Annotated in this window: 20 protein-coding genes; 15 read left to right on the forward strand and 5 right to left on the reverse strand. The window is 70.8% G+C overall.

What is annotated here, in order from left to right:
* Window positions 1–73: 73 nt before the first annotated feature.
* Window positions 74–757, reverse strand: coding sequence for a vWA domain-containing protein (locus tag BS75_RS16695; protein ID WP_034088805.1), 684 nt, complete (start codon window positions 755–757; stop codon window positions 74–76).
* A 215-nt stretch (window positions 758–972) separates the two neighbouring features.
* Between BS75_RS16695 and BS75_RS16700 the strand changes: the two genes are divergently transcribed.
* Together BS75_RS16700 and BS75_RS44370 are read left to right on the forward strand one after the other, a co-directional pair.
* A complete protein-coding gene (locus tag BS75_RS16700) occupies window positions 973–3,345 on the forward strand; it encodes a helix-turn-helix domain-containing protein (RefSeq protein ID WP_267970528.1) in 2,373 nt (790 codons plus the stop codon).
* Between the two features lie 87 nt (window positions 3,346–3,432).
* Window positions 3,433–4,452: a DUF6801 domain-containing protein gene (locus BS75_RS44370; RefSeq protein WP_156164260.1), complete on the forward strand. Its 1,020-nt coding sequence runs from the start codon at window positions 3,433–3,435 to the stop codon at window positions 4,450–4,452.
* A 7-nt stretch (window positions 4,453–4,459) separates the two neighbouring features.
* On the opposite strand, the gene BS75_RS16710 is transcribed toward BS75_RS44370, so the two are convergent.
* Together BS75_RS16710 and BS75_RS16715 are read right to left on the reverse strand one after the other, a co-directional pair.
* Window positions 4,460–4,939: a DinB family protein gene (locus tag BS75_RS16710; protein WP_034088806.1), complete on the reverse strand. Its 480-nt coding sequence runs from the start codon at window positions 4,937–4,939 to the stop codon at window positions 4,460–4,462.
* Between the two features lie 737 nt (window positions 4,940–5,676).
* The gene (locus tag BS75_RS16715; RefSeq protein ID WP_034088807.1) at window positions 5,677–6,828 is read right to left on the reverse strand and encodes a damage-control phosphatase ARMT1 family protein; all 1,152 of its coding nucleotides are present in this window, start codon (window positions 6,826–6,828) and stop codon (window positions 5,677–5,679) included.
* A 1,135-nt stretch (window positions 6,829–7,963) separates the two neighbouring features.
* Between BS75_RS16715 and BS75_RS16720 the strand changes: the two genes are divergently transcribed.
* The 5 genes from BS75_RS16720 to BS75_RS16740 all read left to right on the forward strand — a co-directional run bounded on the left by BS75_RS16720 (window position 7,964) and on the right by BS75_RS16740 (window position 11,795).
* Entirely contained in the window at window positions 7,964–8,302 is a 339-nt protein-coding gene (locus BS75_RS16720) for a MerR family transcriptional regulator (RefSeq protein WP_034088808.1), read from the forward strand.
* 354 nt (window positions 8,303–8,656) lie between these two features.
* Window positions 8,657–8,878: a hypothetical protein gene (locus BS75_RS16725; RefSeq protein WP_034088809.1), complete on the forward strand. Its 222-nt coding sequence runs from the start codon at window positions 8,657–8,659 to the stop codon at window positions 8,876–8,878.
* Window positions 8,879–9,001: 123 nt separating this feature from the next.
* Window positions 9,002–9,385 (forward strand): hypothetical protein, encoded by a 384-nt coding sequence (locus BS75_RS16730; RefSeq protein WP_152646073.1) that lies wholly within the window; start codon window positions 9,002–9,004, stop codon window positions 9,383–9,385.
* A 279-nt stretch (window positions 9,386–9,664) separates the two neighbouring features.
* Window positions 9,665–9,868, forward strand: coding sequence for a cold-shock protein (locus BS75_RS16735; RefSeq protein WP_034088811.1), 204 nt, complete (start codon window positions 9,665–9,667; stop codon window positions 9,866–9,868).
* A gap of 397 nt (window positions 9,869–10,265) precedes the next feature.
* Window positions 10,266–11,795 carry a DEAD/DEAH box helicase gene (locus tag BS75_RS16740; protein ID WP_231607796.1) on the forward strand — a complete coding sequence of 510 codons (1,530 nt, stop codon included), beginning with the start codon at window positions 10,266–10,268 and terminating at the stop codon, window positions 11,793–11,795.
* A 150-nt stretch (window positions 11,796–11,945) separates the two neighbouring features.
* On the opposite strand, the gene BS75_RS16745 is transcribed toward BS75_RS16740, so the two are convergent.
* Complete coding sequence (locus tag BS75_RS16745; protein ID WP_081982383.1) at window positions 11,946–12,629, reverse strand: YbhB/YbcL family Raf kinase inhibitor-like protein; 684 nt, start codon at window positions 12,627–12,629, stop codon at window positions 11,946–11,948.
* Between the two features lie 323 nt (window positions 12,630–12,952).
* Window positions 12,953–13,873, reverse strand: coding sequence for a LysR family transcriptional regulator (locus BS75_RS16750; protein WP_034088812.1), 921 nt, complete (start codon window positions 13,871–13,873; stop codon window positions 12,953–12,955).
* A gap of 112 nt (window positions 13,874–13,985) precedes the next feature.
* On the opposite strand from BS75_RS16750, the gene BS75_RS16755 reads away from it, so the two are divergent.
* The 8 genes from BS75_RS16755 to BS75_RS16790 all read left to right on the forward strand — a co-directional run bounded on the left by BS75_RS16755 (window position 13,986) and on the right by BS75_RS16790 (window position 26,327).
* Window positions 13,986–14,570: an alpha/beta hydrolase family protein gene (locus BS75_RS16755; protein ID WP_034088813.1), complete on the forward strand. Its 585-nt coding sequence runs from the start codon at window positions 13,986–13,988 to the stop codon at window positions 14,568–14,570.
* 109 nt (window positions 14,571–14,679) lie between these two features.
* Window positions 14,680–15,036, forward strand: coding sequence for a hypothetical protein (locus BS75_RS44375; RefSeq protein ID WP_052069478.1), 357 nt, complete (start codon window positions 14,680–14,682; stop codon window positions 15,034–15,036).
* 822 nt (window positions 15,037–15,858) lie between these two features.
* Complete coding sequence (locus BS75_RS16765; protein ID WP_034088814.1) at window positions 15,859–16,056, forward strand: hypothetical protein; 198 nt, start codon at window positions 15,859–15,861, stop codon at window positions 16,054–16,056.
* 192 nt (window positions 16,057–16,248) lie between these two features.
* Window positions 16,249–19,551: a condensation domain-containing protein gene (locus tag BS75_RS16770; RefSeq protein WP_052069479.1), complete on the forward strand. Its 3,303-nt coding sequence runs from the start codon at window positions 16,249–16,251 to the stop codon at window positions 19,549–19,551.
* On the forward strand, window positions 19,548–24,053 hold the full coding sequence (locus BS75_RS16775) for a non-ribosomal peptide synthetase (RefSeq protein WP_042439485.1): 4,506 nt from the start codon (window positions 19,548–19,550) through the stop codon (window positions 24,051–24,053). Before BS75_RS16770 ends, BS75_RS16775 begins: the two co-directional genes overlap by 4 nt.
* Window positions 24,053–24,385, forward strand: a complete 333-nt coding sequence (locus tag BS75_RS16780; protein WP_034088815.1) for a phosphopantetheine-binding protein — start codon at window positions 24,053–24,055, stop codon at window positions 24,383–24,385. The genes BS75_RS16775 and BS75_RS16780 overlap by 1 nt, the downstream gene beginning before the upstream one ends.
* Window positions 24,382–25,161, forward strand: coding sequence for a thioesterase II family protein (locus tag BS75_RS16785; RefSeq protein WP_231607797.1), 780 nt, complete (start codon window positions 24,382–24,384; stop codon window positions 25,159–25,161). The genes BS75_RS16780 and BS75_RS16785 overlap by 4 nt, the downstream gene beginning before the upstream one ends.
* Complete coding sequence (locus BS75_RS16790) at window positions 25,146–26,327, forward strand: cytochrome P450 (RefSeq protein WP_034088816.1); 1,182 nt, start codon at window positions 25,146–25,148, stop codon at window positions 26,325–26,327. The genes BS75_RS16785 and BS75_RS16790 overlap by 16 nt, the downstream gene beginning before the upstream one ends.
* Window positions 26,328–26,342: the final 15 nt, after the last annotated feature.

Below are 26,342 nucleotides of genomic sequence, written 5' to 3' on the forward strand. Positions count from 1 at the left end.
CCCTGCCGGTGGTCCGAGCTCTGCCGGTGGTCCGGACCCTGCCGGTGGTCCGGACCCTGCCGGTGGTCCGATGTCACCGGCCGACCTCGTCGATGGCCATGGTGAACTGGTCCGGGCGGTTCACGACCAGCTGCGGATTGGACGAGTTCAGCGCCTCGCCGGAGGCCACCAGGCTCGCGGTGAGCGAGTGGAAGAACTCCGAGATCGCCCTTCCGACGTCCGCGCCGGACTTGGCGACGAAGGCGAACTCGGGACGGGTCGCGACATCGACCATGGTCTGCGCCCTGGCGTCACCGATGCCGCAGGCGATGATGTTCGGGGCGACCGGGGTCCGGTTCCGGTCGGTCAGGACGGCGTGCGGCCCGCGCCACGCCGTTCCGTCGGTGGGCTGGCCGTCGCTCAGGAAGAAGACCACCGGACGGTGCACCTTGTAGCCCTCGCCGCGCAACCACTGGACATCGGAGGGGATCCGCTGCAGCAGGTCCTCGAAGACGGCCCGGTAGTTGGTCACCCCCCGGATCGCCACCTCCGGCACGGTGGTCTCGGTGCGCATGTCGGCCACCGCGAGCCGGACCTGCACGTCGTTGGAGAAGCCCAGCACGGCCAGCCGCAGCTTGGCCGCGATCATCGGCTCCGCACGCAGCCCCTCGCACAGGGAGGCCACACCGCCCCCCAGTTCACTCCGGTAGGGCCCCATCGAGCCCGACTCGTCGGCCACCACGTAAGCCGGCAGCAGGACGCCCTTCGTCTCCGCCATCGGAGAATCGCCTCCTTCACTTTCCACGCACGGATGTTGCGGCCAGGTCGGCCAGGGCCGCAGGAAGCGGCGGCCCACAGCAGCGATGCTGGCGTTCCCGATGGAGAGTGCACAGGTCAAAGCACCGGCCATATATGACCAGTCGTGACGGTAGGCTCACGACCGTTCCGGATCAGGGGGAGAAGGGCGACGGGGTGGCGGAATCACTCGGGGCGATGGTGCGCCGGCTGCGGAGGCAGGCTGGCTTGACGCAGGCTCAGCTGGCGGAGCGCGCCGGGTTGGGCGAACGCACCATCGGCAGGATCGAGAACGACCGGCCCTTCGACCACCGGCGCGGAACCGTCACCCGACTCGCGGACGCGCTGGGAGCCGGCCCCCAGGACCGTCAGCGGCTGGCGACGGCGTTCGGCGGCGACGGCAGCGGCAGCGGCGGCAGCAGCGACGAAGAGGTGCCGCCGCCCGGGCCGAACGGTCCACCGTCCGAACCGGCTCGGGCACACGGCCCGCTCTCCGACGAGGCCGACACCTTAGCCAGGGAAATCAAGCGACGCTGGCGGCGCGAGGAGGCCCAACGGCGGGTGCACCATCCCTTCGCACTGCCGGTGCGGTGGCAGCAGGTGTCCGTGGGGCTGGCCGACCGACCGGAGAACACCCAGCGCCTCGCCCCCGGCGACACCTCGCCCGACGTGGACCTGAGCGGCGACCTGCGCCGGGTGGCAGAGGTCTACCGGCGGATCCCTTCAGGGCGGCTGGCGGTCCTCGGCCGGGCCGGCTCCGGCAAGTCGATTCTGGCGATCAGGTTCGCCCTGGACCTGCTGGAGGCCCGGGCATGGTCCGACCGAATACCGGTGATCTTCAGTCTCGGCTCCTGGGACCCGAACACCATCGACCTGCGCGACTGGCTCATCGACCGGCTGCTGCGTGACTTCCCGCACCTGGCCCGGCTGCTCCCGAGCGGGAAGTCGCTCGCTGCGGACCTGCTCGACGCCGACCTCATCCTGCCGGTGCTGGACGGATTCGACGAGATCGCGGAAGGCCTGCGACGCGAGGCGCTGGAGGCGCTCAACCGCACCGAGCTGCGGCTCGTCCTGACCAGCCGCCAGGGCGAGTTCGCCGAGGCGGTCCGGGAGGCGCACGCGCCGCTCGCCTCTGCCGTCGTCGTCGAACTGTGCGACCTGGCCCTGGACGACCTGCGGAACTACCTGCCCCGAACCGCTCCGACACTCCGAGGCCCGGCCGACCTCGACGAGCCCGGCTCGACCTGGGACACCGTCCTGGACGAGGCGCAGGCGACGAGGAGCGCCGGGGGCGCGAACCTCGCCTTCGCCCTCAGCACCCCGCTGATGATCGCCCTTGCGCGGACGATGTACAGCGACACTCCCGGTAGCAGTCCGGGTGAACTGCTGGACACGACGCGGTTTCCCGACGCACAGGCCATCGAGGAGCACCTGCTCGCGGGCTTCGTCCCCACGGTCTACCGGCGGCGCGCCCCCGAACGGCGTGACGACGGCCGTCCCCGCAGCAGGGAGTGGGACCCGGAGCGTGCCCAGCGCTGGCTCGGCTACCTCGCCCATCACCTGGTCCGGCTCGACCGCGAGCGGCAGGACCTCGCCTGGTGGGAACTGGGCACCAGCATGAGCCGTTCCTCGCGCACCCTCATCATCGGCTTCCTGGCCGGACTGGCCTTCGGCGTCACGACCGCGATCGGGAACCTGCCGGTGGACCTGGTGGCGACCTCGCACGGGCTCGGGTTCGCCCTGGTGCGCGGCCTGGTGGTCGGACTCCTGCACGGAATCGCGGCCGGACTGCTCTTCGGGCTCGTGTACTGGTACGGGTCCGAGCGCGAAGCCTTCAAACCGTCGCCCGTACGCATCACGCTCTCCGGCGGGACTCGGCGGACGCGCGGCAATGTCGCCGCCAGGTTCGTGGGCGGTACGGTCGGCGGGCTGGCGGTCATGCTCATCCTGGTGCTCATCGACCAGTACGTGGTCGGACCGCTCGGGCTCGGGGACGGCGAGAGCGGCGGTGGGCTGATGGCCGCGATCGTGTTCCTGCCCGGGATCGGCCTCGCGACCGGTTTGGTGCTGGGCCTGCTGGCCCTGCTCGAAGCCCCCGTCAGGACCGAATCCGCCGTCAGCCCCGCCGACCTGCTGCGCATGGACCGCCAGAACGTGGTCTTCAATCTCCTCACCTGGGCGCTCGTGATCGGATTCGGAGTCGGGCTCTTCGACGCGATCACGTCCGGGCCCCTGCGCGGGCTCGAAGTCGGCACCGTGTTCGGACTCGAAGCCGCCTTCGGCGCCGGGCTCGGGTACGGGCTCAGCCTGACCGCGTGGGGCCAGTGGGTGGCCCTGTCCCGCATCTGGCTGCCGCTGACCGGGCGGCTGCCCTGGGCGCTGATCGCCTTCCTGGACGACGCCCACCAGCGAGGCGTGCTGCGCCAGGCCGGCGCGGTGTACCAGTTCCGCCACGCCCGGATCCAGAGCCACCTGAGCCAGACCTTCCAGGAACGCCACGAGCCCCACGAGCCCGATGGGCCCGATCGACACGCACCACCGGCCGGCCCGGACCCGACACCGGCCACCTGACCGGAATGCGGCGCCGATCCTCGCGATCCGCCGCGATCGTTCAATCACCGATGCAGACGCGCAATCGACGCAATGGAGGGGTGGACCATGAGTGCCAGGTCCAGGTACGGCGCGGGAAGGCCCAGCAGGAGGTTCATCCTCGCGGCCGCAGCAGTTCTGGGGGGCGCGAGCGGGATCGTGGGCACCCTCGGAGCCGGATCGGCAGCAGCGCAACCGGCCTCGCCCACGCTGCAGTACAGCTGCTCGTTCCCGGTGATCGGTGACGAGCCCATCACCGCGACGATATCCATGGACGTCCCGCCCTCACTGGCGGTCGGCGCGTCCAGTCCGCCGTTCGCCATCACCGCAACGGCGGCGGTGAACGGCACCTTCGCCTTCGGACTCCGCTACATCCTCGGCGTGAGGACCATCGAGGGCAGTCTGGACGCCGAGACCAGCGTCAACGCGCCCCAGGGCGAGACCGGCGTGCCCGTGCACCTCACCATCACCCCGACCGGCATCCCGGCATCCGGTTCCTTCGCCATCCCGGCGACCGGTACCGCGCCCACGCTCACCTTCAGCGAACCGGGCAGCGCCGACGTCACCGCCGGAGACTTCACCCTGCACCTCGTCCCGTTGGACGCCAACGGCAACATCACCAACCCGGGCCGGATCAACGTTCCCTGCACCCTCAACTCCGGGCAGGACAACGTCGTCACGTCGTTCGACATCACCGGGACCAGGACGACGACCGGCCCAGCTGCCCCCGGCAGGCCCGGCACCCCTGGCACCCCCGGCTCCCCCGGCTCCCCCGGCTCCCCCGGCTCCCCCGGCTCCGGGAAGCGGACAGACCCGGCGACCGCCGAACCGACCACCCACAGCACGACCGGCTCACCCACCCCCGACGGTTCCGGCAGCGCCACCGCCGGGCCTGCAACCGCCGTGCCCGCCGGCGCCGTTGCGCCGGACCCGACGGGGTCCCCGACCAGAGCGGCGGCGACGGCCAAAACCGCCGGTGGGCTGGGCACCGTGGGCCTGATCCTCCTGGCCGTGGGCATCCTGGTCGTGGCCGCGGCCGTACTCCGCTTCGCCCCGCGGCTCAACCGGCGACGCCGCCCCGACCTGTGACGAGAGGTCAGTCGGCGAGCACCTGTTCGCGCAGGATGTCGGCGTGTCCGCAGTGCTGGGCCAGCTCCCGCAGAACTTGCAGGTACACCCAGCGAAGCGTGCGCGGCCCGGTCCGGTGGCCGGTCACGACGGCGTCCAGCGGCAGGTCCGCGATCGCCGTCCGGGCCGTGGCGCAGGCCTCTCGATGGGCCGCCGTGACCGAGGCGACGGTGTCGTCGTCGGAGAGCCGGAAGGAGTCGTCCGGACTCTGCACCAGGCCGAGCTCCCGGCGGGACGTGCCCCCGACGCACTCCTCGAACCACACGCGCTGCATCCACGTGACGTGCTTGAGCAGCCCGAGCAGCGTCGTCGCCGACGGGACCAGCCGCCGACTGGCCTGTTCCTCGGTGAGAGAGTCGAGAGTCGCCTCGATGGCACTGCGACAGTCCTCGATGAACGCATCGAGCTGGGTGCGTTCATTCTCCAACGGCACATCGGACGAACCCATCGGAGCCTCCTGTCACGCCGCAGGCCGAGGGCCACAGCAGCTCGTACGAGCGGCGGCCCACGGCGGCGCCGACAGTCATGGTCCCACGACCCCTGCTGCACGAGTCGGCGTAAGTCACCAGCGCCCGGTCCAGCCGCGCCGTTCCCGCCAGTACCCGTAGTTGAGACAGCACGGGTACGTAGGAACAGGTGGAGCCAGCTCCGCCTCAAGGTCCGAAGCGGAGGACCGGGGCCAAGGCCGGCAACCACTGCCCTCCCGTCCCTTCCGTCCGGAGACGCTCCGGTGGCTGGTAGGCGAAGCGCGAGGCGGGCATCCTGGCAGTGTCCTTCCCCGCGTCCCTGGTGCTGGAGCTGAAGCGTCGGTCCCGACAGCAGGCACCTTCGTCGGAAGAGTTTCCACAGCATGTGGACAACTTCGCCGGCAAAGGAGGGGCAAGGGGGTCCACTTCCATGACCTCCGGCACTCGGGCAACAGCCTGGCGGCGACCGGCGGAACGGCCACGCCCGAGCCGATGAACCGCATGGGGCACCCGACCGTGCGCGCGGCCATGATCCGGGAGCGACGGTGGCAACGAGGGCACCGGTACCGGCGCGAGCGGAGCGAACGAGATCAGGTGAGCCGGCACGGATCGACCACGACGCGCGAGCGAAGCGATCGCCTTGATCATCACAGTGTCCCCGGGCACGGCCGGAAATGCGCGCAACGCCAAAGACCCACGCCAACGGGCGCCTTGGGACCTACGACACTTGGAAGAGCGCATGAGTACCCGCGGTGCGCCACGCGGCCCCTGATGCCTCCAGTGTGGCCAGGGTGCCTGGCTCCAGCCCGACCACGACGTCCGACTTCAGCGTGCGGAGAGCCGCAACAGGGCCCGGGAAGTAGCTGGTCACCTGACCGAAGGGAACCGTGGGGTCCCACCAGCGGTCACCGACAAGCCGACGGTAGTTGAGGTCGCCCTTGAGGATCGTCGCGGATGCCGACGCGAATTGCGTTCGCAGGGTGTCCGGCATGGCAGTGAAGTCGAACGGTGCGCAGAAGAACGGGTCTGTGCGCACGCAGAGTTGCCCCGCGGCCGCCGCACCCCGCAGCCGCTCCCCCACCTCTCGGGCCGCGCCGTCGACAGCCACCAGCTTGCGCAAGCAATCGGCGACGTCCGCGATCGTCGCGTCGGAGACGTAGTAGGGCGTCGGCTTCACGTAAAGGACCACTTCGCCAACCGTGCCGGAGGCGAGAAGGTGGTCAGTCAGGACCAGATCGGCGATCAGCTCGCTGCCGGCGTTGTCCGCGACGATCGCCAGGCTGCCACCACGGGTGGCATCAAGCAGCTTCCACAAGTCGTCACTGTCGTCGGCTACCAAGCCTGAGATCTCCGAGGCGCGACCGGCCTGGATCTGAAAGCTGAGGTCCGCGCGGTTGCCCCAGAGACTCGATAGCAGGAGCGCCTGCCCTCGGTCGTCGTCGGCGAGGTTCGCGAGGTGGCCCAGCGCTCGAACCTCAGCTGCGACTACCTCGCCCGCCAGTTCCGCCTGCTTGAACGGCGCGAAGAGGTCGACTCCCTTCCAGATCCCCTCGCCGAAGTAGCCCACGGCGTTCAGCAGCCGCCGGTAGAAGAAGGATTCCGCCCACAGGAACGGCGCCTCCGTCCACGGCTTGCCGTAGTAGTCGCGCCCCCATGCCTGCCACTGATCTGCAGCGGGCGCGCCGGCGGGCAGACGCTCCATGACCCCGCTGACGTTCTCGTCCGACAGGTTCCTCAGGGCCTGCTGTTGCTCCGGGCCGAGCGGCCAGGCCCCGAGGATCCGTTCGACGAGAGCGGGATGGCGCTTGACGAACACGTCCGTGGCGAATGGCGACTCACTCGAAATGATCACCGGGGCCTGCTCGGTCATACTGCTATCCCTCTCGGGTCGGGGGCAGGTCGAGGGCGACGACGCCGGCGGCGCTGCCAACGGGGATGCGGCCCTGGACAGGATCGTAGGCGGCACAGTTGAGGCTGCCGTCGACGCGAACCTCCGCAAGCTGCTGCCCAGGCATCAGGGGCCGCCGCGCAAGTCCTCGGCCGTACCGACCACCACCGCTTCGACAACCCGGGCCACTGCCTCATCGTCGACCACGGCTGGACCGACCTGGCCGACTGCTCCCTGACCTGGCGAGGCCGGTACCCGAGCCGACCCTGGTCCGCCTCGCCCAGGCGTGGGCGCAATAGCGCCCGGGTTCCCGCCCGGGCGACGACCGTGCTCGTACCCCGTCGCCGTTCGACGTCGGTTACCTCACTGTCGAACACGCGGAAATCTATGTTGGCTGGAGTAGACATCGGGCGGTGAGGTAGCTAGGGTTTCTCTCGTAGCCCAGAAGGACAGCAGGGCCCGGCAGAAACGAACTGCCAGGCAGCAGTACCCGCAAGTGCAGTACGCAGGACGGTTCGGCGGTGGAGCTCCGAAGCCAGGGCTGGTGCAGGACGGCGACGGAACTGACCTCCGGACCGGGTGGCCCGCAGTGATCAGGGGCTGCCACCAGCAGTGACGCAGTGGCACTACCCGCAAGTGCAGTCCGCAGGACCCAGCAGCGAAGCAAGTGAGTGGTACCTCGGTGAAGGCGTCGGCTGCGGGCGCGCGCACCGGGAGGTTCGGCGGTGGGGTTCCAAGCCAGAGCAGGTGCAGGACGGGCGACGGGGCTGGCTGCCGAAGAGTGGCGCTGTCACAGGCCGCTGAGCAGTACGTATCACCAGCAGTACGCATTCCCCCGTTTGGTAAGTGATTGACCCCAGAGGAAGAACGGAGGAGCGAGGCGCCATCAGGATCGCCCGGGCGGAAGTCTTGAGCCCGGGTACCGCAGGACATCGATAGTGAGGTGGTCTGAGGTCAAGCAACCGCGATCCCCGCAGTGCCGACAGAAGCCAGGTCGGATACGCGGAAACAGAGGGCCGGCGCAGTACCGGGGCCGGCAGATGGTGTAGCAGTTCCTTCGGGGCCCGGGTGCCAGATGGCACCCGGGCCCCTCCACGCGTTCAAAAAGAGAGGCAACATGACAGCAGACGACTCGTTCGGCCGTCTCGACGACGACGACTACCCCGCCTACACCATGGGCCGGGCCGCCGAGATGCTCGGCACCACCCAGGGCTTCCTCCGCGCCATCGGCGAAGCCCGCCTGATCACCCCCCTGCGCTCCACCGGCGGCCACCGCCGCTACTCCCGCTACCAGCTGCGCATCGCCGCCCGCGCCCGCGAACTCGTCGACCACGGCACCCCCATCGAGGCCGCCTGCCGCATCGTCATCCTCGAAGACCAGCTCGAAGAAGCCATGCGCATCAACGCCGAATACCGCCGCGCCGCCGAATCAGCCGACCCAACGGCCGCAACCTGAGGCAGCCCGGACCGGATACCCCTGCCCCCGCCATCACCTTCAAGCAGACGGATGCCCCGGACAGCCGTGCCGCCCGAGCTGAGGCGGTGGTCCATGACTCAGTTCGATCGAAGGTGGACCCTCACGCTGGAAGCCCGACGGGGCCAAGGACACTGCAGAGACCGGCCTGGGACCGGACCGGCCCCTCGCAGTTCACGCCTTCCGACAGGCAACACGCCCCCGGCTGAATCGATGCGGCACTCCGCTCGGGGGACGCCGGCCTGGGATCGTCGACAGACCCGGAGAGGAACAGTGCGATCACGTCGTCGGCACTGGACTGTCGCTCCCGTGCGAGCTGCGGTCATACTGGAGGCAATGACAAATATGCGCATGCCCAAGCGTCACCTGCCCTCCAGTCCCTTCAAGACCGTGGCAGCGCCCCCGGACCGGTTCTTCGCAGTGGGCAGCAGGGTCACCCACGACGTCTACGGCCTGGGTCGGGTCACCGCGGTCGAGGACGGTGTCGCGGTCGTGGTCGACTTCGGTGCGCTCCTGAAGCGCGTCGCCAGCCCGTACGCCAAGATGACCGGTCTGTAGCAGCCGTCCGAACCCCGGCCGGGGCGCTGCCGTGCCTTCCCCTCGTAAGGTTCGGGTCGCCCCGGCTCGCCGTCCGTGCCCGGGCGATCACGGCGTCATGCGTGGCAGGTACGATTTCGGTCCATGTCTTCGAGTCCTGGGGCCGGGGTACTGCGACGCCACGACGGCCACCCCTTCGCACAATTGGGCGTACTGGTGTGGGACGACCTGCACCAGCTCGGGATGCTGGTCTTCGACGCGGAGGCCCCGCACGAGGGACGCGGGCGCGGCGTCTCCCTGCTGCTGTCGGAGTCGGGCGTCATGCTGGGCTGGATCCTGGCCGACGAGTCGCAGATCGACCAGGACACCCCCGGGGGCCGGCAGGGGCGCACCTCGGTGACGATCCTGACCGGTGCGCTGTCGAGTGTGCTGCTGGCACTCGGGTACCGGGTAAGGGTGGAGTACATGGACGGCGCCATCCCCGCCCCGTACCTGTACGTGGACGGCTTCACCGCGCGCCCCAACTGACAGAGCCCCGACGACTACCGACTGCCCCCGCACGGTGTTCGTTGCCCTCGACACCAGCGGCCGGGCTGTTTTACCCAGGACGGCCTGCGGACTGCCTTTGCCTGCTACAGTCGTTCTTGTTGCAGTTGTGGTCCCATGAACTTATGTGTGCGCCTGCTGGTTGTAGCCGACAGGCGCATTTTTGTTTTCCCGGACAGGTTCCGGGCTGGTCATCATCACGGCGGCGCGAAACGCGCGGCATGCGGGTTTCGGTACAGGCCCCATCAAGGAGTTACATATATGGCTACTGGCACTGTGAAGTGGTTCAACGCGGAAAAGGGCTTTGGCTTCATCGAGCAGGACGGTGGCGGCGCCGACGTGTTCGCCCACTACTCGAACATCAACGCCCAGGGCTTCCGCGAGCTGCTTGAGGGCCAGAAGGTCGAGTTCGACACCACGCAGGGCCAGAAGGGCCCGCAGGCCGAGAACATTCGTCCGCTCTGACGCTTGGCCGCAGCACTTGTCGCTGCGAAGCACCTGCCCGCACCACTCGAAAAGTGGTGCGGGCGGGTGGCACCACCCTTTCTGAACTTCTTTCCGGCCCGCTTTTCGGGCCCTCTGGCCCCGCCACCGGCGATCAATCCTCGCGAGACGCTCCGCGCCGCGTTCGGATATCGCCCCTGCCGTGACTCTCTGGTTTTTTCTTCTTGCGAGTACGGTTCGAGGTTTCTGCCGCCCCATTTCCTTCGGGTGTGCGCCGACCGTAGGTGACGTGCCGCACGGTTCCACCGTCCACGCCCCGCATTCTTTTCTTCTGGCTCGTTCGTGTGATCTCCCCGCACCTGCTCAGGCGCGGCCTGGAGCCTTCCTCGACACGCGCCCCCTTGAGGAAGGTCCTCCTGTGACTCCCGTGATCCGCTCCAACCGCTCCTCCGGCCGTAGTTCCAGCCCCCACGCCCGCACCGCCTCGCGCAGCGAAAGCGCCGGTTCCTCCTACGGGCGCCGCCCCAGCGGCGGCCAGCGTCCGTCGTCCCCGAGTGGCCGTCAGAACTACTCCGCACAGGGCGAGTTCGCGCTTCCGGTCAGCACTACTCCGGCGCTCGCGGCCGTTGAGGCGTTCAGCGACCTGGACATGCCCCGCGCCCTGCTGGACACGCTGACCGGACAGGGCGTCACCGCGCCGTTCCCGATCCAGGCGGCGACGCTGCCCAACTCGCTGGCCGGCCGCGACGTCCTCGGGCGCGGCCGTACCGGCTCCGGCAAGACCATCGCCTTCGGCCTGGCCGTGCTGGCCCGCACCGCCGGGCGCCGGGCCGAGCCCCGCCAGCCGCTGGCCCTGGTGCTGGTCCCCACCCGGGAACTCGCCCAGCAGGTCACCGAGGCGCTGACGCCCTACGCCCACGCGGTCCGGCTGCGGCTGGCGACCGTGGTCGGCGGGATGTCGATCAGCCGGCAGGCCCAGGCCCTCCAGCGCGGGGCCGAGCTGGTCGTCGCCACCCCCGGCCGGCTCAAGGACCTCATCGAGCGCGGCGACTGCCGGCTGGACCAGGTCACCGTCACCGTGCTGGACGAGGCCGACCAGATGGCCGACATGGGCTTCCTGCCCCAGGTCACCGAGCTCCTGGAGCAGGTCGCCCCCGGCGGGCAGACCATGCTCTTCTCGGCCACGCTGGACCGCAATGTCGACCGGCTGGTCCGCCGCTTCCTGAACGACCCGGTCACCCACTCGGTCGACCCCTCCTCGGCGACCGTCAGCACCATGGAGCACCACCTGCTCCACGTGCAGAACAGCGACAAGAACGCGGCCGTCGCCCACATCGCCTCCCGCGCCGGGGGCGTGATCATGTTCACCGACACCCGCCACGGCGCCGACCGCCTGGTCCTGGAGCTGCTGGCCAACGGCGTCAAGGCGGCGGCGCTGCACGGCGGCAAGTCCCAGCCCCAGCGCACCCGCACCCTGGACCAGTTCCGCAACGGCCAGGTCACCGCACTGATCGCCACCAACGTCGCCGCCCGCGGCATCCACGTCGACGGCCTGGACCTGGTCGTCAACATCGACCCGCCGACCGACCACAAGGACTACCTGCACCGCGGCGGCCGCACCGCCCGCGCCGGGGAGTCGGGCACCGTGGTCACCCTGGTCCTGCCCAACCAGCGCCGCGAGATGACCCGGATGATGCACACCGCCGGCATCACCCCCCACACCACCCAGGTCCACTCCAGCGACGCCGAGCTCGCCCGGATCACCGGAGCCTGCGTGCCGACCGGCGTGCCCGTGGTGATCAGCAACCCGGTGGTCGAGCGCCCCCGCCGCGCCAGCTCCTCCGGCCGCAACCCGCGCAACCGGTCCGCAGCCCCCACCGCACGCAGTGCGCAGGGCGCACCCGGCGTTCGCAGCCGCTCACCCCGGCGTGCCACCGTCGCGGCATAGGTCCCGACGGGCGAGTACCCGTCGGTTGACGGCGGGCCCCGCACAGAGCCCTGACGATGAGATCGTCACGTTCTTCAGGTCGGGTAGCCCGGGGGGCTCGGGTGGTGGGCCGGGAAGTCCGGCCCGCCATGGCGGCGACAGGATCACTCGTCACTCAATGGCGGTGGGGCAGATGATCGTGGCGCGGGCGATGGTGTGGCTGTCGATCTCGAAGTTGAACAGGGCGCCGCTGGTGTTCGCGCCGAGGCCGGTGCTGGGCTCGTCCAGGGCGGTGACGGTGATGTAGTAGTCGTGAACGCCGGAGCCGGCGGGCGGGGCGCCACCGATGTAGCGGGCCGTGCCCGCGTCCCCGTCGAGCTGGATCGCTCCGGCCGGCAGGGTGGTCGAGTTCAGTGCGCCCGCGTTCTGCGGCAGGGTGACAGCGGTGGCCGGGATGTCCTCCACGATCCAGTGCCAGAAGCCGCTTCCGGTCGGCGCCTCCGGGTCGTACATCGAGACCACGAAGCTCTTGGTCGCCTTGGGGAAGCCGGACCAGGACAGTTCCGGGGAGATGTCCTTGCCGCCAGGCACTCCGAAGACCCCCGAAAGCTGCGCGACCGGGAGCGGATGCCCGTTGCGCACGGTGGTGCTGACCACCCTGAAGGCAGGCACCTTCGGCAGGAACTCGTAGGGGTTCGGGAGACTGTGGTGGTGCCAGTGGTCCCGAGCCTGGGCCGAGGCTTGAGCGGAGGCGCTGCTGGCCGCAGCGCTGCCCACACTGGCGCAGTAGGCGGTGCCCACACCGATCCCGAGTGCCGCGGTGACCAGGGCCGCCCTGAACTTGCTGACCTTCATTGGCGCGTTCCTTCCCAAGGATGCCCCAGGCACGTCAGCTGACGGCCCAGCGTCATCGACTTGGTCGACTTTGCCCGCGTCTGCGGCTTGAGAAGGATCGTTCCTGACCCCACGTCATATGTCCAACAAGTGGATTGAATCCTCTCCATAACCTGAATGCATGGACCAGTTGGCGTCCCCTCGGATGGAGCCGCGTGGGACGTGGGCGTATCCGAAGCCTGACACTGGCCGCGGACACGTCGAGGACCGGGATGGAGCGGACCGAAGCTCGCGGCCGTGACGCGTCCGAGCCGGGTGCGACCGGTCCGCCGGCGCAGGACCCGCTACGTCTGCAGCGCTCCGAGTCGATCGGTGATGTGGGTCGGGGTGACCAGGGTCTCGACGGAGATCGCGGAGACGAACGCCGCGGTGATCGGGTCCGGGCGTACCCGGGTGTAGACCGCGAGCGGGCGCAGTACGGGTGGGTCGGGACGCAGGAGGATGCCGTCGAAGTGCGGGGGGACGATGTTGCCGGGCAGCAGGGCGAGGCCGATTCCGGCGCGGGCCAGGCTGAGTGCGGACGGGCTCTGTTCGGTGCGTACGGAGAGCCTGGGGGTGAAGCCGGCCTGTTCGCAGGTCCGGTTGAGGATGTCGGCCAGTCCGCTGCGCGCGGTGTAGTGCACCCATTCCTGTTCGGCGAGGTCGGTGACCGGGACGCGCGCGCCGTCGGGGTAGGGCAGTTGGTCGGGGGCGGCGGCGATGACGAACTCCTCGTCGCCGATTGTCCGGCAGGGGCCTTCCCAGGCGGGCGGGGTGGGGCCGACCGCGACATCGGCCCCGCCCGCTTCCATGGCCGCGACCAGTTCGTCGGTGTGGGGGAACTCGACGAGGTGGACCTGGAGTTCGGGGTAGCTGCGGCGCCAGGTGCGCAGTGCTCCGGGCAGGACTCCGGTGCTGATCGAGTAGAGGGTGCCCACGTGCAGTTCGCCGGTCTCCACTCCGGAGGCCCGGCGCGCGGCGCTGGAGGCGCGCTGCGCGTGCGCCAGGCTGGCCCGGGCGTGCGGCAGGGCGGTGCGGCCGGCCGGGGTGAGGCGGACTTTGCGCGGCAGGCGTTCGAGCAGCGGACCGCCGAGTTCACGCTCCAGGGCTTGGATCTGGTGGGAGAGGCCCGGCTGGCTCACATCGAGCCGTTCGGCCGCGCGAGTGAAGGAGCCCTCGTCGACGACGGTGATGAAGTACTCAAGTTGGCGCAAGGAAACTCCCATGCACAAAATCTATCACCAGGAGAGATTCTATTTGTTGGACATATGGATTGGGGTCGCAGGAGGATAAAGGCCACGTCACCAGAGCGGTGGCGGTCGAGCCGGAGGTGCAGCCATGTCCGACGTACGCGTCCTGTGCTTGCACGGTTACCACGGCAGTGGAGCGATCCTGCGCGACCAGATGGAATCGCTCAGCCACTCCCTGCCCGCAGGCATCGAGTTCGTCCACGTGGACGCACCCTCCCTGGCCACCGGCGACTTCGGCTGGTGGCATGAGGGCTTCGACGGCTGGGAGCGCACCCGCGACTGGGCGGTCGATCTGGTGCGCGCCGGACCTCGGTTCGACGGGATCTTCGGCTTCAGCCAAGGCGCGGCCCTGGCCGGACTGCTCACCACGCTCCAGGAGAGCGAGGGCGCCCCGCCCGAATTCCGCTTCGACTTCGCCGTCATGGTCGGCGGATTCACCAGCGACCTGCCGCAACACACGGACCTGCTGCGGCACAGGCTCACCACCCCCTCCGTCCATGTGATCGGCCGCAGTGACGTGATCGTGCCCCGCAAGGACTCGTTGCGTCTGGCCGACCGGTTCGCCGATCCGCTGATCATCGAACACCCCGGCGGCCACATCGTCCCCGGCCACCGCGCGGTTGCCGGACCCATCGCCGACTTCGTCGCTGCCCAGAAGGAGGCAGCGCCATGAGGAATCCAGCGAACCACCGGGCCGCAACCGGCCCCGCGATGGACCTCGTGCCCACCCCCATCGGCACCGCGGGAATCGCCTGGCATCGCGCCCGGGCCCGGCGCGCGCCGTGGTGCTGCTCGGCCACGGCACGGCCACCGGGGTGGAGGCAGCGGACCTGAGGGCACTCGCCACCGCCCTGCCCGACCACGGGATCAGCGTCGCCCTGATCACCCAGCCGTACCGCATGAACCGCTCCCGCACGGGCTCCGACGAGGCCTCGCTCGACGCCGCCTGGAAGGCCGTGTGGCCGCTGGCGGCTGACCTGCTCCCCAGTGAACACAGCCCCGCGCCGGCCAATGCCCACCCACTGAACGGCAGCGCGACCAACCAGTGCGTCCAGGTCGGCAAGGACTGCACGCAACCGGGCGCCACCCCGGCCATGGAGTTCGCCAAACACCCGAACGTACCCAACTCGGCCCCCTGAGAAGCCGGCCCGGGGCACCGGCCCCCTCCTGAACGCTCAGGCGCGGTGGGTGCGGCCCCCTACCGGTACCGACGCTGACCTCCTCCCGGACGAAGTGGTCATGGAGATCCACCGGCAGGACGAACTGCGCTCCATCATGCTGGCCAACGGATTCCGGATGACAACACCGGGCAGGCCTGGCGAAGCATGACGCCGTGGCATCCGTGTGCCGCGAGGTGCGCGGCGGGGAGTCCGGCCTCGGTACGTCGGTGAGCGAGGGCGCGGTAGTCGCGGACGATTTCCTTGCGTGGCCCGTCGGCACGGGCGTTGGTCAGGACCAGCGGGCTCCGCCGGCTCTCCTCGGGAGCTGTGTCTGATGTGAAGTCAGATCACTTTTGCTGGAACGAAGTTGCCCGGGTTCGGCGCCCGGGACGGGGTGGTCGCCCCGGTCGCCCCGGGCTCCTCCGGGCCTGTACGGACATGGCAGTTGATGCCTGCGGCAGTGCCGATCGCCTTCACGTGTGCTGCGCTTTGAGCATTTCGGGTAAGGATGCCGGGATCACGGTAAAAGACCGAGAGGCCCGTCCGATATCGGGCGGAACTAGTGATTCCGGCCCTGCAGACCGCTGCTGACGATGAGCCAGACTCCCGCAGGGCCTGGTCAGGGGCCGGACGACACATAGGTGTCACTGCACATCTGTGCCAGCCGGGAGCCGGGACATCGAGGTTGCCGGGCGTACAGAATTGAAGTGCGCCGAAAGGGAAAGCCAAGAACGAAAATCCCTTCGGCCGAGTCCCCCCAACCACCTGACCCGGGCATTCCTATGCCCAGAGGAGGCCGTCATGATTGCCGCGAAGCTTCGGACCGTTGTTCTGAGCCTGGCCGTTGGAACCGTCCTCCTGGGTGCGGGGGCCTGCCTGACCAGCACGCCTCACTCGGACGTCCAGCAGTCGCAGGCAGCCGCCGTGGCGACCGCGACCGCGACCGCGCAGCCGACCGACGGCGGCACGGTCGCGCCGGGGGACATGGGCTGGCAGTAGCCACCAGCTCCGGCCTGGCCCTGCCGAGCCGGCTGCTGCGGTCCTCAAGACCTTTCCCTTCTCCGTTCTCTTCTCCGGTCCTCTCTTCCGGTCTGGGCTCATATCGGGCGCTCTGCCGGCAATCGCCCTGGTTCGGTGCAATCAATTCAGCGGGGTCTGATGATGTCGTCACACAGTCTTCCCTTCACAACCATGGCACTCCGCCATCCGGACCGGCCCGCGGTCCGCTGCTCAGGCCGGATCGTCAGCCATCGCGAACTCGACGAAATGGTGGGGGCGCTCGACTCCGCACTGCCGCGGGGACAGACCGTCGCCGTGAGGAGCGGCGACCGCCTTGACTACATCGTCGGGATGCTCGCCGCCTTCCGGTCCGGCGGGACCTATCTGCCGCTGGACGCCGGGGCCCCGGCCGAGCGCGAGGCCTTCATGCTCAAGGACGCCGGAGCCACGGTGCTGCTGCGGGACGGGGTGCTCACCCTGCTGGCGGAGGAGCGGAGCCAGACCGACACGCCGTCCTATGCGATCTACACCTCGGGGACGACCGGGCTGCCCAAGGGCGTCTGGGTCCCGGTGGACGCGCTGTCGGAGCACATCGCGGCGACGGTCGACCGGATGGGTGTCACCGCGCAGGACGTGGTGCTCCAGTTCGCCCGGCCGACCGTGGACGTCTCGATCGAGCAGACACTGGTGGCGCTGACCGCCGGCGCCTGCCTGGTCCTCCCCGATCGCCAGCTGCTCTCCCCACGCGAACTGCTGGCACTGCTGGACGCGGAGGGCGTGACCATCGCCAACCTGCCCGCCGGGTACTTCCACGACCTGGTGGCCGAACTGCGCGAGCGCGGCGGCTCGCCGCGGGCGCTGCGGCTCATGGTCTCCGGCAGCGACCGCCTGGAGCCCGCCGCCGCTGCGGCCTGGCGCGAACTGACCGGGGTGCCGCTGCTCAACGCCTACGGGCCCACCGAGACGGTGATCACCGCCACGGTCCACGGGGTCGGGCCGCAGGCGGCCGGGGAGCCGGTCGGCATCGGCGCCGCCGTCGGCGAACGGACGCTGCACATCCTGGACGAACAGCTACGGCCCTGCCCTGCCGGCACCGCCGGGGAGTTGTTCATCGGCGGCCCACTGCTCGCCTGGGGCTACCGGAGGCGTCCGGGGCTGAGCGCCGAACGCTTCGTCGCGGATCCCTTCTCCACGCTCCCGGGCGCACGGATGTACCGCACCGGGGACCTGGTCCGGCGGCAGTCCGAGGGCGGCCCGCTGGAGTACCTCGGCCGGACCGACCACCAGCTGAAGATCCGCGGGTTCCGGGTCGAACCGGGAGAGGTCGAACAGGCGGTGGCCGGCTACCCGGGGATCACCGGGTGCGTGGTGGTCGAGCGGGAGGGCCGACTGGTGGCCTATGCCACCGGGGCCGTACCCGAGTACGGACAGATCCGGGAGTACCTGCGCGAGCGGCTTCCTGAGCAACTGCTCCCGAGCGCCGTGGTCGCGCTGGAGGCCTTCCCGCTGACGGTGAACGGCAAGACCGACCGGGCGGCCCTGCCCGAGCCGACGGCCGTGCCGGTGGCGCAGGCGGGCTTCGTCGCGCCGAGGACCGCGGCGGAACGGCTGATCGCCCAGGTCTGGGCGGAGGTGCTGGGCGTCGACCTGGTGGGGGCCGAGGACAACTTCTTCCATCTCGGCGGCGACTCGCTGACCGCGGTCCGGATGATCGGCCGGGTCTTCGACGACTTCGGCATGGTGTCGCCCTACGCGATCTTCGACGCGCCCACTCTCGCCGCGTTCGCCGCAGCCGTCAGCGCCACCGGGGAGCCCGCCGGGGCTCCGCCGTCGCTCGACGCGAAGCCGAACCCGCTGGGCACGGCGTCGCTGGGCACGGCGTCGCTGGGCACGGCGCCGCTGTCGAAGTTCCAGCGCGGCCTGTTCTTCCTGGACCACTGGAACGCCGGGGCGGCCACCTACAACGTGCCCTGGGTGTTCCGCTTCCAGGGCACGTTGGACCCCGAGCTGCTGCGCGGCGCCCTCGACGTCGTCGTCTCCCGGCACGCTCCGCTGCGGACCGTCTTCGTCCTGGAGGAGTCCGGGCCGCAGCAGCGGATCAGCGACCGGATCACGCTGCCCTTCACACTGGTGGACGCCGCCGCCGACCAGGTGGACGGGCTGATCGCCGAGGCGGCCCGGCAGCCGTTCGAGCTGGAGACCGGCCCGCTGTTCCGGGTCGACGCGGTGCGCACCCCCGACGACCGGCTGACCGTGGTGTTCACCTTCCACCACCTGGTCTGGGACGAAGGATCGCTGCCGGTCCTGGAACAGGAGCTGCAGGAGGCGTACCAGGCGCTGGCCGAAGGCCGCCCGCACCGGCTCCCGGAACTGCGGGTCGGCTACCCGGAGTACAGCGCCGGACAGTACAGCGACGGGGCCGCCGAGGCACAGCTCGGCTACTGGCAGGAGGCGTTGCGCGGGGTTGCCGCGGACAGTGTGCTGCCCACCGACCACCCCCGCCCCGACCTGCAGGCGTTCCGGGGCGCGCAGCACCGCTACGCGCTCCCCCCGGAGGCCGCGCTGGCTGTGCGGGAACTGGCCCGTGGCGAGGACGCCACCCCGTACATGGTGCTGCTGGCGGCGCTGGCGCTGACGCTGCACCGTCGTTCGGGCCGGACCGATCTGGTGGTCGGCGCGCCGGTGAGCCTGCGCGGTCGCGCCGAACTGACCGGTCTGATCGGCTACTTCGTCAACCTGCTGCCGCTGCGGGTGCAGGTCGACCCCGGGGCGTCGTTCCGGGAGCTGGTGCGGCAGGTGCGCAAGGTCTGTGTCGGCGGCTACCGGAACCAGGACGCGCCCTTCGACGACATCGCCGGGCTGGTGCTGGACGACCGCCCGGGGGACCGCATCCCGCTGTGCCAGATCGTTTTCGAGTTGCATCCCACGGACACCCGCGAGCTGTCCGTGGGCGGGGTGCCGGTGTCCCGGGAGCTCCATCTCAACGACGTCTCCCGGTTCGACCTGACCATCTCCGTCGACGACCGGGGCACCGACTTCACCGGCCGCTTCGAGTACGACAGCGACCTGTTCGAGGCCGCGACCATCGCCGCCCTGCGGGACGACTGGCTGGCGACCCTGGCGGAGCTGGTGCCCGCGCCGGCCACCCCCGCGCCGGCGATCCCAGCGCCGACCGCCCCGTCCCCGACCGCCCCGCCGCAGATCGTGGTGGAGACCGTGCAGGCACGGATGGAGCGGCTGGTCGCCGACACCATGCGCGAGGTGCTCGACCGGCCGCGGGTGGACCGCGAGGACAACTTCTTCCGGATCGGCGGCACCTCGCTCGCGGCCCTGCGGGTCGCCATGCGGCTCTCCCGGGAGACCGGGACGCGGGTTCCGCCGCACCTGGTGTTCCGGGCCAAGACAGTGCGGGCCATCGCCGAGCAGTTGGCGGCGCAGCAGCAGACCGGAGCGGCCCCGGCGCCGCAGGCGGCAGGGAAGGGAGCACGGCAGTGACCTCGTACGGAGAGTTCACAGGAGCGGTTCGGCGAGCGCCGCTGTCGGGGTTGCAGCGCGGGTTGTGGTTCCTGGACCAGTGGAACCCGGGGGCGGCGACCTACAACATCCCCTGGGTCTTCGAGTTCGACGGTCCGCTCGATCTGGGGCTGCTGGAGGCGGCGCTGGCGACGGTGGTGCAGCGGCACGACTCGCTGCGGACGACCTTCGGCCTGCACGACGGCGCGCCGGTGCAGCTGGTCCATGAGCGCGGAGCGCCCAGGATCGCGCTGTCGGACCTCGCCGCCCTGCCCCCGGCCGAGCAGGCCGGGCAGGCGGAGGCGCTGATCGCGGCCCAGGCGGCGACACCCTTCGAGTTGGAGCAGGGACCGCTGATCAGGGTGACCGCGATCCGGCGGTCCGCCGACCGGCTCACCCTGGCCATCGTGGTGCACCACATCGTCTGGGACGGCTGGTCGTCCGACGTGTTCGAACGGGAGCTGTCCGAGTGCTACAGCGCCCTGCTCGAAGGACGCGGCGCCCGGCTGCCGGAGCTGACCACGCAGTACCCGGACTACGCCGAGGCCGCGACCGAGGAGTCGTTCGAGGAGCATCTGACCTACTGGAAGCGGCAGTTGAGCGGGGCGCCGGCGCTCCTTGAGCTGCCGGCCGACCGGCCCAGGCCACCGGCCCAGAGCTACCGCGGCCACACCGAGCCGTTCGGCCTGGCACCCGGCACCGCCGCCCGGGTCAGGGAGCTCGCCGAGGCCGAGGGGGTGACCCCGTTCATCGTGATGCTGTCCTCGTTCGCCTTGCTGCTGAACCGGTTCACCGCGGCCACGGACCTGGTCATCGGCACTCCGGTGACCACCAGGAACCGGCCGGAGCTGGAGAACCTGGTCGGCTACTTCGTCAACCTGCTGCCGCTGCGGATCCGGCTGGACCCGCGGATGACCTTCCGCGAGCTGCTGGAGCAGGTCCAGGAGACCGCCTTCGACGGATACGCCTATCTGGACACACCGTTCGACGCGATCGTCGACCAGCTGTCACTGGACCGGGCCACCCAGCACCACCCGCTGGTCCAGGTCGTCTTCGGCGCGCACGCAGAGGACCGCGAACCGGTGCGGTTCGGCCCGGCCGCCGCCACCCGCAGCGTCCGCCCCAACGGCACCACCAAGTTCGACCTGACCTGGTCGGTCTACGACGACGGCGAGTTGCGCGGCGAGGTGGAGTTCAGCTCCGACCTGTTCGACGCGGACTCGGTGCTGCGGATGACCGGGGAGTGGCAGAACCTGCTCGAATCCGTGCTCGACGACTGCTCCCAGCCGGTGCTGCGGACGACCGCGCCGACCGCGGCGGAGCGGGCGGCGGCCGCGACCGAGCTGCCGCCTGGCCGCTGCCTGCACCAGCTGTTCGAGGAGGCGGTGGACCGCCACGGCGAGCGCACCGCGGTCAGCCACGGCGCGGAGCAGCTGAGCTACACCGAGCTGGACCAGCGGGCCAACCAGCTCGCCCATGCCCTGATCGCGGCCGGAGTGGGCCGCGGCGACCGGGTCGGTCTGCTGCTGGAGCGGACGCCGGAGATCCTGGTCTCGGTGCTCGCCGTGCTCAAGACCGGGGCGGCCTACGTTCCGGTGGACCCGGCCGGACCGGCCGGGCGGGCGTCGGTGGTGTTCGGCGACACCGGTGTCGCGCTGGTGGTCACCGACCAGCCGGAGCGCGTGCCCGAGGGCCCCTGGCGGGTGTTCTCGCCCGCCGACCGGCAGCCGGAGCTGGCGGCCCTGCCGCGGAGCAGGCCACCGGCCCAGGGGGAGCCCGGCGACATCGCCTATGTCATCTTCACCTCGGGTTCCACCGGCCGTCCCAAGGGGGTGGCCGTCGCCCACGAGCATGTCAGCCGGCTGCTGGCCTCCGGCGCCCGGAGGTTCGCCTTCGGCCCCGAGCAGGTGTGGACGCTCTTCCACAGCTATGCCTTCGACTGGACGGTCTGGGAGATCTGGGGCGCTCTGCACCACGGCTCCCGGCTGGTGGTGGTGCCGTATCTGACCAGCCGCTCGCCGCAGGAGTTCGCCGAACTGCTGGAGCGCGAACGGGTGTCCTTCCTCTGCCTGACCCCCTCGGCGCTGCGGCAGCTGGAGGCGGTGCTGCGCGAGCGGCCCCGGGCGCTGCCCGCGTTGCGGCAGATCATGCTGGGCGGGGAGGCGCTGGACCCGGCCGTGGTCCGCCGCTGGTTCCAGCTGGACCCGCTGCCCCCGGCCGCGCTGTGCAACCTCTACGGCATCACCGAGACCACGGTCCATGTCACCACCTTCGAGGTGCCCGGCACCGCCGACGGCTTCGAGCGGAGCCTGATCGGCTCGGCCATGGACCACCTCCAACTGCGGGTCCTGGACGACTGGCTGCGCCCCTGCCCGGTGGGGGTGACCGGGGAGCTCTATGTCGGCGGCGGCAGCCTCGCCCACGGCTACTGGGGCCGACCGGGCCTGACCGCGGGGCGGTTCGTGGCCGATCCCTTCGGGTCCGGACCCGGCGGCCGGCTGTACCGGACCGGCGACCTGGCCCGGCGGCTGCCGGACGGCGCACTGGAGTACCTGGGCCGGGCGGACCACCAGGTGAAGCTCCGTGGGTTCCGGATCGAGCTCGGCGAGATCGAGAGCGCGCTCGGCGCGCATCCGCAGGTGGAGGCCTGCGTGGTGACCGTCCACGAGGACCGGCTGGTCGCCTATGTGACCGGCCGCGCCCCCGAGGACATGCGGGAGTTCCTGGAGCCCTCGCTGCCCGGCTACATGATCCCGGCCAGTGTCACCGTGCTGGAGTCGCTGCCGGTCACCGTCAACGGCAAGACCGACCGGGCCGCGCTGCCGGCGCCGGCGCCGCAGCAGCGGCGGGCGGACGACCGGGTGGTGGCCCCGCGCACCGCCGTCGAACAGGCCCTGGCCGCAGGCTTCTCCCAGGTCCTGGGGGTGCCCGGGATCGGGGTCGGCGACAACTTCTTCCACCTCGGCGGTGACTCGATCCGGGCCGTGCAACTGGTCGCGGCGCTGCGGGACGAGGGCTGGACGGTGTCGCTGCGGGACGTCTTCAACGCCCCCACCGTCGCCGGCCTGGCCGCCCTGGCCCAGCCGCTGCGGCCGGGGGCCGGCCCGGGGCAGGAGCTCGCCGCGCAGGCCTTCTCACTGCTGGAGGCCGAGGACCGGGCCGCCCTGCCGCCCGGCGTCGAGGACGCCTACCCGATGGCGTCCATGCAGCTCAGCATGGTGTTCCATATGGAGATCGCCGGGGTGACCTCCAGCTACCACAACGTCAACAGCTACCGGATCGACGCCCGCCTGGACCAGGAGGCCTTCACCCGGGCCGTCGCCGAGGCCGTCCGACGGCACCCGGTGCTGCGGACCGGACTGGACATCTCCGGCTTCAGCGAACCCCTGCAACTGGTGTACGCCGAGGTTCCGGCGCCGGTCGAGTTCGAGGACCTCAGCCGGCACGACGCCGAGGGCCAGGACGACGCGGTGCGGGCGGTCTTCGAACGCCATCGCCGTTCGCCGTTCGACCTGCTGGAGCCGCCGCTGTTCCGGATCACCGTGCAGCGGCTGGACCAGGAGGCCTTCCAGCTGACCGTCTCGGAGCACCACGCCATCCTCGACGGCTGGAGCTTCACCTCGCTGCTGTCCGAACTGCTGGACCGGCACGCCGAGCTCTCGGCGGACCCGGCCGGCGGTGCGGCCCCGGCGCCGGAGTCCACCTTCCGGGAGTTCGTGGCGGCCGAGCGGGAGGCGGCGGCCGACCTGGAGTCCCTGGCCTACTGGCGGGACCGGCTGGCCGGGGTACGCGGAGGGCTGTGGTCGGGCTCCGGTGACCCGCACGACGTGCCGGTCACCCATGACCGGGTGCTCCCGGAGGCGCCGGAGCAGCTGCGGCTGGTCGCCGCCGCCGCGGGCGTGCCGGTCAAGGCGGTGGCACTGGCCGCGCACGTCCGGGCCCTGCGACAGGTCACCGGCAGTCCCCGGATCACCACCGGTCTGGCCACCAACGGCCGGCTGGAACGGCGCGGCGGGGCCGAGGTCTACGGGCTGTTCGTCAACTCGGTCCCGCTGACCGCCGAACCGGACGGCTGCTCCCCACTGGACCTGGCGCGCCGGGTGCACCGGGCCGAGCTGGACATGATGCCGCACCGCAGGGTGCCGATCGCCCTGCTGGCACAGCTGATGGACGGCACCCGGCTCGACAGCCAGTTCGGCTATCTGAGCTTCCACGCGCTGGGTCGACTGAGCTCGGCACGGATCGTGGACGGAAAGATCGGCTGCGAGCCCACGCTGCGGCACGAGCCGAACAGCTTCCCCTTCACCGCCGCGCTGATCCAGGACTCGGCATCGCAGCGGGTGCTGCTGGCCGTGGACCACCAGCGCTCGCTGGTGCCCGACACGGTCGCCCTCGACTACATCACCGCCTACACCGCCGCCCTGGACGAGATGGCTGCGTCCGCAGGACACGGCAACACCGACGAAGAAAGGCTCCTCCCCTGATGGACGCGACATACGCCCCCCTGGCGACCGCCCCCGCGGCCGGACCGGACGACGGCACCACCCTGGACGAACTGGTCGCCCAGACCTGGTGCAAGGTCCTGGGGCTGGAGACGGTCGAGCCGCACCACGACTTCCACAGCTGCGGCGGCCACTCGCTGCACGCGCTGCGGATCGTGCATGTGCTCCGCCGCCGACTGGACGTCGAGATCGAGCTGCTGACCCTGCTCAACGCCCGTGACCTGGCCGACTTCACCGAGACCGTCCGGGCGAGCCTGGGCAGCGCCGCACCGAGTCGGCCCGCGCTGGTACGCAGCCCGGGCGGTGCCCGGTGACCGGGATCCGGCCCGGGACCGCCGGGGACTGGCTGCTGATCCCGGCTCCGCAGCGGGGCCCGGCGTTCCAGCTGTTCTGCTTCCCGCACGCCGGGGGCGACGCCACGGCCTACACCCCGCTGGCCCATGCCCTGGCCCCGCTGGCCGAGGTCCGGGCGCTGCGGATGCCGGCCCGCGGCGGACGGCACCTGGACCCCATGCCGAGCAGCTTCGACGCCCTGGTACGGACCGTCGCGGCCGAGGTGCGCAGGTACCGTGGCGGACGCTTCGGCTTCTACGGGCAGAGCCTGGGGGCGCTGCTGGCCTTCGAGGTGGCCCGGGCACTGCCGCCGGGGGAGCGCCCGGAGCTGGTGGTCGTGGCCGCGTCCGAACCGCCCCAGCTGTGGGCCGGCGGGATCCCCGAGGAGCGCGACGCGGACTCGCTGCTCCGCCACGCCGGCCTGGGCGAACTGATCGCCGCGGAACCGGAGTTGCGGCAACTGGCGCTGGCCGCCGTGCAGAGGGACCTGGACCTGCGCCGCACCTACCGCTACCGCTCCCGGCCGCCGGTCGAGTGCGACCTGTACGCGGTGGCCGGGGACGCCGACCCGATGGTCGGCGCGGCGCAGCTGGACGGCTGGGCCGAGCTGACCACCGGCCGCTTCGGCCGGTCCATCGTCCCCGGCGGCCATCTGCTGGCCACCGTGGCCCAGCCGGGTCCGGTGGAGCTGCTCGCATCCGTCATCGGGCGTGCCCCCGAACCACTCGTCAGGGAGCTCCAGTGCTCAACGCCGTGACCGATCTCAGCGATCCCGCCCTGTGGGCCCGCCCGGACCTGCCGGAGATCATCGACGATCTGCGCGGCGAGGGCCCGGTCCAGCTCACCTCGACGGCCGAGGACGGCCCGGTCTGGTCGGTGATCTCCTACCGGGAAGCCGTCCAGGTGCTCCGGAGCCCGGTGGTCTTCAGCTCGGAGCAGGGCTCGCTGCTGGGCAGCGGGGAGGGGCTGACCCCCGCCGGGGTGGGCAAGATGATGGCCCTGTGCGACCCGCCCCGCCACCGCGAACTGCGGGCCCCGGCCACCGCGGCCTTCTCGCCGGGCCGGTCCCGCGCGGCCGCCCCGGGCATCCTGGAGATGGCCCGCGGGCTCTTCGACCGGGCGCTGACCGAAGCACGGGTCGATCTGGTGGACGTGGTCTCGGCACTGCCGCTGGCGGTGATGTGCGACCTGCTCGACGTTCCCGAAGCGGACCGCGACATGGTGGTCCGGGTCTGCGACCAGGCCTTCCTGGGCGACACCGCGGAGCAGCGCCGGGCCGGGCACCAGCAGCTGATCCCTTATCTGCTGCACCAGGTGATGCGGCGGCGGCTCGACCCGGGTGACGACCTGATCAGCACCATGGCCACGCACCGGATCGGCGGGCGGCTGCTGCCGATCGAGGACGTGGTGCTCAACCTCGACAACATCGTGGTCGGCGGGGTGCAGACGGTCCGGCACGCCTCGGCGATGGGACTGCTGACGCTGGCCCAGCGGCCCGACCTGTGGCGGCTGGTGCAGAGCGGATCGGTCGACATGGACAGCGTGGTCGACGAACTGCTGCGGTGGACCTCGGTCGGGCTGCACACCCTGCGTACCGCCACCGAGGACGTGGAGCTCGGCGGCCGCACCATCCGGCGCGGAGAACGAGTCGTCGTCTGGACCTGGCCGGCCAATCACGACCCCGAGGCGTTCACGCAGCCGCACGAGATCATCTTCGACCGGTCGCCGAACCGGCACCTCGCACTGGGTCTCGGGGCGCACTACTGCATAGGGGCGCCGCTGGCCAAGGCCGAACTCGGCGCCGTCTTCTCGGCCGCCGTCGAACGGCTGGCCTCGATCGAGCCGATCGGCGCCCCCCAGTACAACCGCTCGCTGATCAACTTCGGCCTGGAGCGCCTCCCGGCGCTGCTGACCGCCCGCTGAACAGAGCCCGTCCCG

Source organism: Streptacidiphilus albus JL83 (genome assembly GCF_000744705.1).
Classification (GTDB): Bacteria; Actinomycetota; Actinomycetes; order Streptomycetales; family Streptomycetaceae; genus Streptacidiphilus; species Streptacidiphilus albus.